General features: G+C 63.5%; 13 protein-coding genes. 7 read left to right on the top strand and 6 right to left on the bottom strand.

Features of this window, described 5'->3' with window-relative positions:
* Window positions 1-7 precede the first annotated feature (7 nt).
* The 3 genes from DK368_RS10390 to DK368_RS10385 form a co-directional block, all read right to left on the bottom strand.
* Entirely contained in the window at window positions 8-1066 is a 1059-nt protein-coding gene (locus tag DK368_RS10390) for a TolB family protein (RefSeq protein WP_155524542.1), read from the bottom strand.
* 270 nt (window positions 1067-1336) lie between these two features.
* A complete protein-coding gene (locus DK368_RS21365; RefSeq protein ID WP_155524541.1) occupies window positions 1337-1912 on the bottom strand; it encodes a hypothetical protein in 576 nt (191 codons plus the stop codon).
* Window positions 1890-3254 carry an AAA family ATPase gene (locus DK368_RS10385; RefSeq protein ID WP_114393989.1) on the bottom strand — a complete coding sequence of 455 codons (1365 nt, stop codon included), beginning with the start codon at window positions 3252-3254 and terminating at the stop codon, window positions 1890-1892. Before DK368_RS10385 ends, DK368_RS21365 begins: the two co-directional genes overlap by 23 nt.
* A 608-nt stretch (window positions 3255-3862) precedes the next feature.
* Here DK368_RS10385 and DK368_RS10380 point away from each other — a divergent pair.
* The gene (locus DK368_RS10380) at window positions 3863-4561 is read left to right on the top strand and encodes a Crp/Fnr family transcriptional regulator (protein ID WP_114393877.1); all 699 of its coding nucleotides are present in this window, start codon (window positions 3863-3865) and stop codon (window positions 4559-4561) included.
* Window positions 4562-4633: 72 nt separating this feature from the next.
* Here the strand turns inward: DK368_RS10380 and DK368_RS10375 are convergent, their stop codons facing one another.
* Entirely contained in the window at window positions 4634-5371 is a 738-nt protein-coding gene (locus DK368_RS10375; RefSeq protein WP_114393876.1) for a cyclic nucleotide-binding domain-containing protein, read from the bottom strand.
* A 261-nt stretch (window positions 5372-5632) separates the two neighbouring features.
* On the bottom strand, window positions 5633-5884 hold the full coding sequence (locus DK368_RS10370) for a hypothetical protein (RefSeq protein ID WP_114393875.1): 252 nt from the start codon (window positions 5882-5884) through the stop codon (window positions 5633-5635).
* 168 nt (window positions 5885-6052) lie between these two features.
* Between DK368_RS10370 and DK368_RS10365 the strand changes: the two genes are divergently transcribed.
* On the top strand, window positions 6053-7276 hold the full coding sequence (locus DK368_RS10365; protein WP_114393874.1) for an NnrS family protein: 1224 nt from the start codon (window positions 6053-6055) through the stop codon (window positions 7274-7276).
* 28 nt (window positions 7277-7304) lie between these two features.
* Here DK368_RS10365 and DK368_RS10360 read toward each other — a convergent pair whose 3' ends face one another.
* The gene (locus DK368_RS10360) at window positions 7305-8306 is read right to left on the bottom strand and encodes a LysR family transcriptional regulator (RefSeq protein WP_240002433.1); all 1002 of its coding nucleotides are present in this window, start codon (window positions 8304-8306) and stop codon (window positions 7305-7307) included.
* Window positions 8307-8481: 175 nt separating this feature from the next.
* Here DK368_RS10360 and DK368_RS10355 point away from each other — a divergent pair, with 175 nt between their 5' ends.
* From DK368_RS10355 to DK368_RS10335, 5 genes are read left to right on the top strand one after another with little or no spacing between them, the layout of a single operon-like run.
* Window positions 8482-9948 carry a form I ribulose bisphosphate carboxylase large subunit gene (locus DK368_RS10355; protein ID WP_162305971.1) on the top strand — a complete coding sequence of 489 codons (1467 nt, stop codon included), beginning with the start codon at window positions 8482-8484 and terminating at the stop codon, window positions 9946-9948.
* A 26-nt stretch (window positions 9949-9974) separates the two neighbouring features.
* Window positions 9975-10424 carry a ribulose bisphosphate carboxylase small subunit gene (locus DK368_RS10350; RefSeq protein WP_114393872.1) on the top strand — a complete coding sequence of 150 codons (450 nt, stop codon included), beginning with the start codon at window positions 9975-9977 and terminating at the stop codon, window positions 10422-10424.
* Window positions 10421-11131 carry a ribulose-phosphate 3-epimerase gene (rpe, locus tag DK368_RS10345; protein ID WP_114393871.1) on the top strand — a complete coding sequence of 237 codons (711 nt, stop codon included), beginning with the start codon at window positions 10421-10423 and terminating at the stop codon, window positions 11129-11131. The genes DK368_RS10350 and rpe overlap by 4 nt, the downstream gene beginning before the upstream one ends.
* Window positions 11128-12048, top strand: a complete 921-nt coding sequence (gene cbbX, locus DK368_RS10340) for a CbbX protein (protein ID WP_114393870.1) — start codon at window positions 11128-11130, stop codon at window positions 12046-12048. The genes rpe and cbbX overlap by 4 nt, the downstream gene beginning before the upstream one ends.
* A 53-nt stretch (window positions 12049-12101) precedes the next feature.
* Window positions 12102-13193: a class 1 fructose-bisphosphatase gene (locus DK368_RS10335; RefSeq protein WP_114393869.1), complete on the top strand. Its 1092-nt coding sequence runs from the start codon at window positions 12102-12104 to the stop codon at window positions 13191-13193.
* The last annotated feature ends 3 nt before the right edge of the window (window positions 13194-13196 follow it).

The following is a 13196-nucleotide window of genomic DNA, read 5'->3' as shown; positions in this document are numbered from 1 at the left end:
CGGGGGATCAGCGTGGCTCCGGCATCTCCGCCGCGCGGACCAGGGCGGGGCGGGACGGCGGGGTGAAGGCCGGCATCGCGGCCAGACGCGCCGGCAACCCGGTCTCCCGCACGGCGCCGCTCCGCAGCTCCAGGATCATCAGCGTCCGGTCCCCCCGCATGCCGCGGCCCTGCATCAGGAAGGCGGCCACCGACCCGTCATCGGCCAGGCACAGATCGAGGACATGGCCGTGGAGATGGGCCAGCGCTTCCAGCCGCCGGCCCTGGTCCACGCGGACGATCCGGGACTTCGACCAGTCGGCGCGCCCGCGGCTGTTGTGGGTGAGGTCCGCCGCCACGCCGATCAGCATGTCGGCTCCGGCGGCCCCCGTCAGGCCCCGCACCGGATCATCGCCGGCCAGGGCTGCCCGCTGCGCCTCCAGCTCCGGGAAGGCGATGGCCGGCGCCTGCCCGGGGCGGAGACGGTAGCTGACAAGGTCTGTGCGCCCGGCGCAGGCCGGGTCCGGCGGCCCGCCGTCCTGACCCCCGCCGTCCTGCCCTCCATTGGCCTGCCCCCCGATGCCCTGGACATAGAGTGTGTCGCGGTCGGTGAAGAACGGTCTGAACAGAACACTGTAGCCCGCATCCGATCCGATCAGGACATCATCGGTCCCCGTCTGCACGTCGATGCGGCGAAGGCGATGCCCGCCATCATCCGCCGCGTCCACATACAGGATGTTTCCGGTTTCCGGCTGGACGACGGGGAAGAACCTGAGCGATCCGGCGTCCGGGGGGCGGGTGCCCACGGTTTCGATCGCCCGGGTGCGCAGATCGATGCTGACGATGGCCGATGTCCGTCTGACATCGTTGCTGCGGACGGCCACAAGGCGGGTGCCGTCCCGGGAAAAGGACGGGAAGGCCAGCCAGCCCTGCGGCGGATTGGGGATGCGGATCAGGTGCCCGCTCCGCAAGCGGTAAAGCCCGATGCCGCTGCGCCGCGCGTCGCCGCCATGGAACTGGAAGGCGAGCACCTGGCCATCCGGTGACAGGGCGGGGTGGCAGAGAACCGGGGCGACGGGTTTGCTCATCCCGGCTGGCCCCGGCCAACCCGCGGTGTGCCGCGGCCCGTCGCACGGGGCGCACTGCGGCGGCGTTGCCGCCCTGTGTCCGTCGGTGTCATTCCGGATATGCAACCTCCGCCGGGCGGGCCGCTCCCGGAAACCGGTTACAGCCTCCGGCCTTCCGCCAGAAACCGCAGAATCATATCAATCAAATCCGCACCAAACCAGCTTATAGGGCTGCATCATAAGTGAACTTCTGAGAAATAAAAGATATAGTAACAGACAAACTTCCTGCTGTCACGGGCCAATCCACCAGCATTTTACGCAAAAACTGTCTAAAAACAGTTTTGCGCTTTTGCTATTTTCTGCTGATCTGCTCAATCGAACTTTCTTTAGTAGCATTACGCCTTCGGAAATGGGCTTGTAGTTTTTTCCTTTAGTTAATAATATACTCGATAGGATTGACTTTCCATTTTGGCCCTCATATTTATATTGATAATTGTCATCATCAATATATTCTCGCATCATGCATTCATCTGCCAGTATTATATTTTCTGTCATTCTGTCGGGTATGCATACAGATATTATATTCGGATTCGCTCCTTTGCTGACAAGTGCATCTTTTATTTTTATTGACACTTCATTTGAAGTGCACCTCTGTCGTTCTTTGTCAACCCAAATAATGATCCTATCAGCATTGATATTTTTGACTGCAAATTTTGATGAAACCTGTTTACATAGCGCTTCAATTGTCCAGCTCTCTCCATTTAGTATTGGAATAACGTCTATATAGGGGAAATTATTATTTATAAATAACCTCTCCATGCTTCCTTCAACAAAAGCGATTATCTTACGGCAATGCATTGCTTGCATAGTAATAACCCAGTCCAAAGCCAGTATTGTTGATTTCTTGGCGCACTAAATCAGGATTATTTATTCTCCCGCACACTGTCCTCCCTTCTTCGAACTTGAAGATAATTAATTCTTCTGCTCGGCAATGATTCAGCAATGTTTCGCTGTGAGTGGAAATAATAAAATATTCTGTATTGTGCTCGGAATAAAATGACTCCCTGATCAAATCAATTAGGAATTGTTGCATTTTAGGATGTAGGAAATTTTCAGGCTCTTCAATTGAATATGCGTTTCCTTCGGTGGAAATAAGTGTGACTAAAGAGAGCCACTTTAACGTTCCATCGCTTGCAGACTGCAGGGGAATTCGCAGAGTCTGCATGCATCCCACGTGTAAATATCCTATATACTTTCCTGTATGTGGGTCTTGAGTGACGGATATATCCTGAAGATCCGGAAAAACAAGTTTTGTCCATTCTAAAATTGTAGACAGGAGTTCTGGACTTACTCTTCGGAGGCGATTTACTCTTTTGTAAGTTCTGTTGTTTTTTGCTCGTTGGAGGTGGTGGAGGGTCGCTGATAAACCAGCCCCATCTCGGGCAATAAGAGGGGGGCGAGTCAGATCATCAGGTTGCCTGGCTTTTTCTGGTACAATGTTGAATGATTTTCCGCGAGTTATTGCTTGTCGGACTGCATCGATTGCTGGAAAGCCGTGACGGCCAGAAAGTAAGCTTTCATCTGGATTTAGTAAGAAATAAGAGAATCGGCTCAAATAATCTTTTTTTTGATTTGGACTCATATACCTAGGTAAAATTCTAAATGGATTTCTTATATTTTGTGTTCGAAATCTGGGGCTGACCTGAATTCTTGGTTCAAGATCTTCTAAAGGTGACGCTCTGGAAACAGATATGGTTCCAACCGGGGACGAGGTCGGATTTTCTTCTCCCGCGGTCCTTAGCTTCCATAATTTTAAAGCTTCTTTAGCTATATATATAGAGGAATGGTTCTTACTAAATCGAATTTCAATTGAATAATCATAGTTAAATATAAATATTTTCTGTTGGTCGGCGTCGAAAATTTTGGCCAATCCACGAACTTGTGCATTTAAAGTTGGGCTACTGTTCTTGTAGATCTCCATACTAAATACGCGCGCTACGCCGCCTACCTTCGAGATGCCTGTAGCGGCGCCATTTGATATTGTTTCATCAAGAAAATCTAGAAAATCAATGAAATTAGTCTTTCCGGCGCCGTTCGGGCCAACAAGGACATTTATCCCTGGGGTGAGAGTTATTGAAAAAGATCTGAGTGATCGGAAGCCGTCTATTATGTATGTTGTGTCTGGGCTTGCGAGTTGTTCTTTATGCATATTTTTTCCTTAATCTATTCCTTGCCTTTACGATGGGGGTGGCTATATTTAAATTTATAGAGGAATTATATCACTGGTCAATCTTGAAATTCGCCTGGAAGAAGGCTTGAACTCTGCGGAGTTGTAGGCTGCCATAATATGCTGGAACCAGTTTCAGCCGTTTGAAATCCGTCTGCGCGCACCGCGGCAGGCCAACACACACAATGGACAAAAATCCTATTTTGTGCCACCGTTTTCCGGCAGCCCGCGTGGCGCCGGATCTTGGGCAGGGTGAAAACAGAAGCGGAAATAGGGAGATGCCGCGCTTAAGGTGACGGGCGCACCACCATCAACATCCTGTCGCCTTTGTCGCGTTAAGGAAAATAATCCCTTGTCTCTCAGGGGTTTGGCGGGTGACGGGCTGGGGGCGGATGTCGCCTTAACGTCACGTTTCGTCACCTTAACGTCGCCTTTGGTCGCCTTTGCGGTGCATGTGTGTCGCCTTTGTCCCCGGCCCGTTACCCCCTGGTTCGCCTCGGCCCGTGCCGGTCGGCTTGCTGGGGGGCGGCGGGGTCGGTTAGGGTCGGGCGGTCCGGTGCGGTCTGCCGGCGGCGGCTGCGGAGAGGTTGATGACGCCCGATCCTTCGATCCTGAAGTCCATGCGCATGTTTGCCCATCTGGAGGCCGACGCCCTGCGTCAGGTCATGGAGCGGGGACAGGCGCGGCGGGTGCCGAAGGGGACGGTGGTGTTCAAGCAGGGGGTGACGGCCACCACCTGCCATGCCCTGGTCGACGGGCGCATCAAGATCCTCCAGGTCGGTCCCGACGGGCAGCAGGTGGTGGTGCAGTTCGTCGGGCCGGGGGAGATGTATGGCACGCTGGCCATGTTCCTCAGCGGCTATCCCGGCGACGCCGTGGCCGTGACCGACAGCGTCGAGGTAGTGTGGAGCGTGGAGACCATGCGGGCGCTGATGCTGGCGCAGCCGCAGATCGCCATGAACACGCTGGCCATGCTGGGCAACCGGCTGGAGGATCTGCAGACCCGCATCCGCCAGCTCTCGACCCAGCGGGTGGAGCGGCGTGTGGCCTATGCCCTGCTGCGTCTGGCCGGGCAGGCCGGGCGGGAGGTGGCGGCGGGGGTGGAGATCGACTTTCCCCTGACCCGCCAGGATCTGGCCGAGATGACGGGCACCACCCTGCACACGGTCAGCCGCATCCTCAGCGGCTGGGAGGGGGAGGGCATCGTCGCCGGCGGCCGCCAGCACATCGTGGTGACACGGCCGGACGCGCTGGTGGCCCTGGCCGAGGATCTGCCCGTCCGCGCCTGAACGGACGGCGCAGATGGGAGGCGCAGGCGGGAGACCGAGGCGCAGGCCGGGGCGAACATTCCGGGCGGGGGCCTATTCCGTCGGGATGGCCAGTTCGCCCTCGACGCCGTCGATCAGCGGGTCGGGGCGGCAGAAGGCGGACAGGCGGGCCACATCCTCCAGGATGATGCGCGCGCCCTGGACCTGCAGCCCGTGGCCGCGCAGGGTGGAGAAGGCGCGCGACAGGTTCTCCGCCGTCATGCCCAGGCGCGAGGCCAGGATGCGCTTGTCGAAAGGCAGGGTGACGCTGCGCCTGTCAATGCCCCCGTCCGGCCCCCCCTCCGTGGGCAGGGCCAGCAGGAAGCAGCCCAGCCGCTGCGCCCCCGTGCGCAGCTTCAGGTCCTTGATCTGGCGGACCAGCCGGCGGAACTGCTGGGCCAGCTCGGCCATGACCGGCACCGACAGATCGGCATGGGCGGAGACGATGCGGCGGAAGGCCCCGGCCTCCAGCAGCAGGATGCGCGAGGGCTGCAGCGTGCGCGCCGACATCAGATAGGGCGTGTCGGTCAGGGCCGCGGCCAGGATGAAACTGTCCACCGGGAACAGGATCTGCACCACGGCCTCGTTGCCGTCCTGGTCGCGGGCGAACATCTCCACCGCCCCCTCCATCAGGATCATCAGGAAGTCGGCATGGGCGCCTTCCTGGAACAGCAGGGTGCCACGGGGGTAGCGCTGCAGATAGCCGCCGCGCACCAGCTCGTCCAGATGCTCCGGCTGTGCCCGGCGGAACATGGGCAGCGATTGCACCAGGGCGAGATCATCCGGCTTCATGGGCGCTATGTCTTATTGTGATCGGGTGGGCGGTTCAGGTGGAATGCGTCTTGATAAAGATCAAGAAATGAAATGGGGGAAGTTCAGTAATGGTCGTGCGTTCCCCGTCATTGTCCGCATCCCCCCTTCAATTGGATGATGAATAATCTGAACTGTTGGCGTCGATCAACATCAACATGTCTCCAGCGGGCGCGCCGGCCCCGCCCCGCTGTGGGGGGATGGACGGGGGGGAGGCCGGCGAACGGACCCGCAGTGCGGCGGTCAGCCGCCGCAGGCCCCGCCGCAGCAGGCCCCGTTGCGCGGGGCCGGCAGGTCGGCGAACTCCACCCGGGTCACGCCCTCGGCGGGGAACAGCCCGGTCAGCCGCTCCAGCAGCTTGGCCACGACCATGCGCTCCGGGCAGTTGTCGATGGCGCAGACCACCGTGCCGTCGGGCTGCGGTCCCGGCATCGATCCGGCGGCGGCCAGGCTGGGGGCGGCGCCCTGCTGGAACAGGATCAGTTCGGTGCGCAACGCTGGGGTTCCTTTCACGTGCAGGCCCAGGCCCGGTTCGGGGCCGCTGGGCGACAGGGCTGTTCGGGCGGCAGAAGGCCACAGACGTCCGCTCCGGTCTTTGTGCCGGCGCAAAGACCGATGGGTTGCCCGCCCGCATGGTTGGCTCCCCGCAAGGAGTTTGCCGCCATGAGCTTCGTTCCCGCACAGTCCCTGTCCGATCCGCCGGTCGCCGCCGGCCGCCGTTTCGCCCTGTTCGCCTACGGCTTCCGGCCCTTCTTCCTGCTCTGCGGCCTCTATGCCGTGCTGGCCCTGGCTGTCTGGCTGGCGGTGCTGACCGGCGTCTTGCCCTATGCCGGTCCCTGGGACCCGCTGCGCTGGCACATGCACGAGATGCTGTTCGGCTTCGCCGGTGCCGCCATCGGCGGCTTCATGCTGACGGCTGTGCCGAACTGGACGGGGGAACGCGGCTATTCCGGCCGGCCGCTGCTGCTGGTCTTCGCCGTGTTCCTGGCCGGGCGCCTGGCCCTGAACCCACTGGCGCCGCTGCCGCCGCTGGCCGCGGCCCTGGTCGATCTGGCCTTCGTCCCGGCGCTGATGCTGACGGTGCTGCCCTCGCTGCTGCGCTCCGGCAACCGCCGCAATTATCCGTTCCTGGCCATGCTGGGCCTGCTCTTCACCGGCAATCTGCTCTGCCATCTGGACGGGCTGTGGCCGGCGCTGGACAGCTGGCAGGCCGGCATCCGCCTGACCATCGACATCATCCTGATCATGGTGGTCATGGTCGGCGGCCGCATCGTTCCGTCCTTCACCTCCAGCAGCCTGCGCCGCCTGGGCCGCCCGGTGGAGATCGCACCCAGGCCCCGGCTGGAGCGGGCGGCCATGCTGGCGCTGGTGCTGATGCTGGCGGCGGACCAGGCCCTGCCCGACAGCCCCGTGGCCGGCGCTATGGCCGCCGTGGCCGCGGGTCTGACCCTGGCCCGCCTGGCCGGCTGGTACGGCTGGCGCACGCTGGGCCAGCCGATCCTGGCCATCCTGCATCTGGGCTATCTCTGGGTTCCCGTCGGGCTGGCGTTGAAGGCGCTGTCGCTGCTGGCGGCCGTCCCCTTGGCCGCGGCCTGGGTGCATGCGCTGACGCTGGGCGCCTTCGGCACCATGATCCTGGCGGTGATGTCGCGTGCCGCCCTCGGCCATACCGGGCGGGACATCGTCGCCGCCCCGGTCACGGTGCTGGCCTATGGGCTGGTGACGCTGGCCGCCCTGGCCCGTGTCTTCCTGACCGGCCTCGGCGACTGGGCCTACCAGCCGGCGCTGATGCTGGCGGGCTTCGGCTGGCTGGCGGCCTTCATCCTGTTCACCCTGGTCTATGCGCCCATCCTGGTCGGACCGCGGGCCGACGGCCGGCCCGGCTGACGGGGCCCGGGACGAGCGGGATCGGTGGTCAGGGGGGCATGACGGACGGGCCGTGGGGCACGTCGTCGGGGTCGGGCGCCCTCCGCCAGCGCCCGCCCATGGCGCGGTAGCCGGCATCGATCTCCTCGATGATGGCGCCACCCTTCTCCATCAGGAAGGTCTTCAGCTGCGCATGCACCGGCAGCAGCGGCATGGTCCGGCGATGGACGACGAACCAGGCCCGCATCAGCGGCAGGGACTGCACCGGCAGGATGCGCAGCAGCCCCAGCCCCAGCTCCAGCCCGATGGTGTGGCGCGAAATCAGGGCGATGCCGATCCCGGCCATGACGGCCTGCTTGATGGTTTCGTTGCTGCTGCTGGTCATGACCACGGTCGGCGTGAAGCCGTGATCCTGGAAGAAGCGCTCCATCAGGGCGCGCGTGCCCGACCCTTCCTCACGGGCGACGAAGGGCTGGCCGGCCAGGGCTGACAGCGGCATGGGCGCCGCCCCGGCCAGCGGATGGGCGGGTGCGCAGATGATGACCGAGGGGTGGGGGGCGAAGCTGCGGGCCTCCAGCTCCGCCTCCTGGGGCGGTCGGCCCATCACCGCCAGATCGATGTCGCCACGGATGATGGCGGCATTGACCTCCCGCCGGTTGCCGTCCTGCAGATGCACCTGCACGCCCGGCCGCTCGGCCTGGAACCGCGACAGGATATGCGGGACGAAGTATTTGGCCGTGCTGACCAGGCCGATGGTGACATGGCCGCCGGTCAGCCCCTTCAGCGCCTGCATGCGCTGATCGGCGGCCTCCAGGGCCTGCAGCACCAGGCTGGCATGCTCCAGCAGGCCGCTGCCCGCCTCCGTCAGCACCACATGACGGCCGACCCGTTCGAACAGGGCGAACCCGCACAGACCCTCGATCTGCTTGATCTGGAAAGAGATCGCCCCCGGCGTCAGCCGGAACTGCTCGGCCGTCCGGGCGAAGGACTGGCTGCGGGCCGCGGCCACGAAGATCTGCAACTGGCGGACCGTGGCGTGCCGGATGCTCATGCGGGCCATCCCCCTTCCGTCATCGGCGTCCACCGGAAAGATGGCCTGCCGCCGGCCGCGATTGTCGAGGAAATCCTCATCTGTACGGCCAGTGTATTTGAATTTTACTGACCATGTCAGCTTGCTAGCGTGGGTTAACCAAGCGGTCACGCACTCAATAAGCGGGGGAAACGTCATGGACGATCGGATCACCGCCGACATGCTGGACCTGAAGTCCCGCTACAAGCCCGGCGTCTTGAAATACCGGCAGATGGGCTATTGGCAGCCCGATTACACGCCCACCGATACCGATATCCTGGCGGTCTTCCGCATCACCCCGCAGGACGGCGTCGAGCCGGAGGAGGCGGCGGCGGCCGTGGCCGGGGAATCCTCCACCGCCACCTGGACCGTGGTGTGGACGGACCGCCTGACCGCCTGCGAGCATTACCGGGCCAAGGCCTATCAGGTGGACCCGGTCCCCGGAGCGCCGGGCCAGTACTTCGCCTACATCGCCTATGATCTGGACCTGTTCGAGGAAGGCTCGATCGCCAACCTGACGGCGTCCATCATCGGCAATGTCTTCGGCTTCAAGCCGCTGAAGGCATTGCGGCTGGAGGATATGCGTATCCCCGTCGCCTATCTGAAGACCTTCCAGGGGCCGGCCACCGGCATCGTCGTGGAGCGGGAGCGGCTGAACAATTATGGCCGCCCGCTGCTGGGGGCCACCATGAAGCCCAAGCTGGGCCTGTCGGGGCGCAATTACGGCCGTGTGGTCTATGAGGCGCTGAAAGGCGGGCTCGACTTCACCAAGGATGACGAGAACATCAATTCCCAGCCCTTCATGCATTGGCGCGACCGCTATCTCTACTGCATGGAGGGTGTGAACCGTGCCATGGCCGAGACGGGGGAGGTGAAGGGCACCTATCTCAACGTCACCGCCGGCACCATGGAGGAGATGTACGAGCGCGCCGAATTCGCCAAATCGCTGGGCAGCGTCATCATCATGATCGACCTGGTGATCGGCTACACCGCCATCCAGTCCATGGCCAGATGGGCGCGGCGCAACGACATGATCCTGCACCTGCACCGGGCCGGCCATTCCACCTATACGCGGCAGAAAAGCCACGGCGTGTCCTTCCGCGTCATCGCCAAATGGATGCGCATGGCGGGGGTCGACCATATCCATGCCGGCACCGTGGTCGGCAAGCTGGAAGGCGATCCCAACGTGATCGCCGGCATCTACGACACCTGCCGGGAAAGCCATGTGCCGAAGAACCTGGAGCACGGCCTGTTCTTCGACCAGCCCTGGGCCGGATTGAAGAAGATGATGCCTGTGGCCTCCGGCGGTATCCACGCCGGACAGATGCACCAGCTGCTCTGCTATCTCGGTGAGGATGTGGTGCTGCAGTTCGGCGGCGGCACCATTGGTCATCCCATGGGCATCCAGGCGGGGGCCACGGCCAACCGTGTGGCGCTGGAGGTGATGGTCAAGGCCCGCAACGAGGGGCGCGACATCTGGAACGAGGGGCCGGAGATCCTGGCCGATGCCGCCCGCTGGTGCGCGCCGCTGAAGGCGGCGTTGGAGACCTGGAAGGACGTGACCTTCAACTACGCCTCGACCGACAGCGTCGATTATGTGCCGACACCCGCCGTGGCGATGTGACCCCCATCCGGCAAGAGGAGGCGACGATGCGCCTGACCCAAGGACAATTCTCGTTTCTGCCCGACCTGACGGATGCGGAGATCCGGGCCCAGGTCCAGTACGCCCTGGACCAGGGCTGGGCCGTGGCGGTGGAGTTCACCGATGATCCGCATCCCCGCAATGCCTATTGGGAGATGTGGGGCACGCCCCTGTTCGATCTGCGGGACGCTGTGGGCGTGATGCAGGAGGTCACCGCCTGCCGCCAGGTTCATGCCGGCCGCTATGTCAAGGTCCTGGCCTTCGACTCCACCCGGGGGTTCGAGACCGTGCGCATGTCCTTCCTGGTCGGCCGGCCGGCGGAGGAACCGGGCTTCGAGCTGGTGCGCAGCCAGGGACCCGGTCAGCAGATCCAGTACACCCTGCGCAGCTATGCCACCGGCAGCCCGGCCGGCGTGCGCTATGCCGCGCCACCACCCCCGGCCGGAGGTGCGACATGACCGGCTTGCGTATCGCGCCCAGCATCCTGTCAGCCGATTTCGCCCGCCTGGGGGAAGAGGTGGAGGCGGTGGTCGCCGCCGGCGCCGACCTGATCCACTTCGACGTCATGGACAACCATTACGTTCCCAACCTCACCATCGGGCCGGCGGTCTGTGCCGCCATCCGGCCGCGCACCCGCGCACGGATCGATGTGCATCTGATGGTCAAGCCGGTGGATGCGCTGGTGCCCCTGTTCGCCAAGGCGGGTGCGGATATCATCAGCTTTCATCCCGAAGCCTCGGAGCATGTGGACCGTACCCTGACCCTGATCCGCGAGAATGGCTGCAGGGCGGGACTGGTGTTGAATCCGGCGACGCCGCTGCACTGCCTCGACCATGTGATGGGTCGTCTGGACCTGATCCTGGTGATGTCGGTCAATCCCGGTTTCGGCGGTCAGGCCTTCATCCCGGAGGCACTCGATAAGATCGCCGCCATCCGCCAGCGCATTGACCGGCACACGGCCCGCCATGGCGGCGAGATCTGGCTGGAGGTGGATGGCGGCATCAAGACGGGCAACATCCGTGCCGTGGCCGAGGCCGGAGCCGACACCTTCGTTGCCGGCTCCGCGATCTTCGGGGCGCCGGACCGGGACGGCGGCTACCGCGGCGTCATCGCGGACATGCGTGACCAGCTGCAACGGGCGCTGCCCGTGGGGCGGCCGGCATGAGTCTGGTTCTGTCGGACCCGTCCGCCCCCGTCCCTGCAACCGATGCCCCCCCGACCGCTGTCGATCTGGAGGCCCTGCACCGGGATTCCGGCATCGACGGGCTGCTGGACGATATGGATCGCGACCTGATCGGCCTGGTCCCGGTCAAGACCCGCATCCGCGAGATCGCGGCCCTGCTGCTGGTGGAACGCGCCCGCCGCATGCTGGGGCTGCAGGCCGAGCCGCCGGCCCTGCATATGTGCTTCACCGGAAATCCCGGCACCGGCAAGACCACGGTTGCCCGGCGGATGACCGGCATCCTGCACGCGCTGGGCTATGTGCGCCGGGGGCATGTGGTCAGCGTCACCCGTGACGATCTGGTCGGCCAGTATATCGGCCACACCGCCCCCAAGACCAAGGAGGTGCTGAAGCGCGCCATGGGCGGAGTGCTGTTCATCGACGAGGCCTATTACCTCTTCCGGCCCGAGAATGAACGCGATTACGGCCAGGAGGCCATCGAGATCCTGCTCCAGGTGATGGAGGACAGCCGCGACGATCTGGTGGTGATCCTGGCCGGCTACAAGGACCGGATGGACACCTTCTTCCAGAGCAATCCGGGCATGGCCTCGCGCGTGGCCCATCATATCGATTTCCCGGACTATGGCCCGGACGAGCTGCTGCGGATCGCGCAGGTGATGATGCGCGACATGCAGTACCGCTTCAGCCCCGACGGGACGGCGGCCATGGCCGATTACATCGGCCGGCGCATGCGCCAGCCCCGTTTCGCCAATGCCCGTTCCATCCGGAACGCCCTGGACCGGGCGCGTCTGCGCCAGGCCGGGCGGCTGTTCGCCACGCGGGATCGGCTGCTGGATGCCGACGACCTGCAACTGATCACCGCAGAGGATCTGAGGAAAAGCAGGGTCTTCGCGGAATAGGCCCGGCAATCCGGGCCGCAGGCAGCCAAGAACCATAAACGGGGGGAAAACGCATGCCGGACCGTCGCACGACCTTCAGCCGCTTCATCATCGAGGATCAGCGCCGCCGCGGCGGCCCGGATACCGAACTGACGGCCCTGTTGAACGACATCCAGACCGCCTGCAAGCACATCGCCTGTGCCGTGGCCCGTGGGGGGCTGAATGCTCCGCTGGCCCAGGCGGGGATCAATGTGCATGGGGAGGAGCAGAAGCCGCTGGATCTGCTGGCCAACGACATCGTCCTGCGCGCCTGTGAATGGGGCGGGCAGCTCTGCGGCATGGCCTCGGAGGAGATGGAGCAGCCCTACACCATTCCGGACCACTATCCCCGGGGGCGTTATCTGCTGGTCTTCGATCCGTTGGACGGGTCGTCCAATCTGGACGTCAATGTCACGGTCGGCACCATCTTCTCCGTGCTGCGGGCGCCGGACGGCGTGACGGAGCCGACGGAGGCGGATTTCCTGCAGCCAGGCACGCAGCAGGTGGCGGCCGGCTTCGCCCTCTACGGCCCCACCTCCATGATCATCGCCAGCCTGGGCAACGGGACCCATGGCTTCACCCTGGACCCGGAGATCGGGGCCTATACCCTGACCCACCCGGACATGCGCATCCCCGAGCGGACCTGCGAGTTCGCCATCAACGCGTCCAACGAGCGCTTCTGGGAACCGCCGGTGCGCCGCTATGTCATGGAATGCGTGCAGGGCAAGGCCGGCCCCCGCGGCAGCGACTTCAATATGCGCTGGATCGCGTCGCTGGTGGCTGAGGTCTATCGCATCCTGATCCGTGGTGGCCTGTTCATGTACCCCCGCGATACGCGGGAAAGCTGCAAGCCCGGCCGGCTGCGCCTGCTCTACGAGGCCAATCCCATCGCCATGCTGGTGGAGCAGGCCGGCGGCGCGGCCAGCACCGGACGGGCCCGCATCCTGGAGGTGGAGCCGGCATCCCTGCACCAGCGGGCGCCGCTGATCCTGGGGTCGGCCCAGGAGGTCGAGCGGCTGGTGCGCTATCACGCCGAGCATGACCGGGGTGAGGATGAGGTGTTCGAGGCGCCGCTCTTCGGCATCCGGTCGCTGTTCCGGGCGCCCAGCCTGAGCCTGGAGGCCTGAGCC

The sequence above is a fragment of the Oleisolibacter albus genome, from assembly GCF_003336875.1.
In the GTDB taxonomy this organism is placed as follows: Bacteria; Pseudomonadota; Alphaproteobacteria; order Azospirillales; family Azospirillaceae; genus Niveispirillum; species Niveispirillum album.
This window is presented reverse-complemented; position numbering and strand designations above follow the sequence as displayed.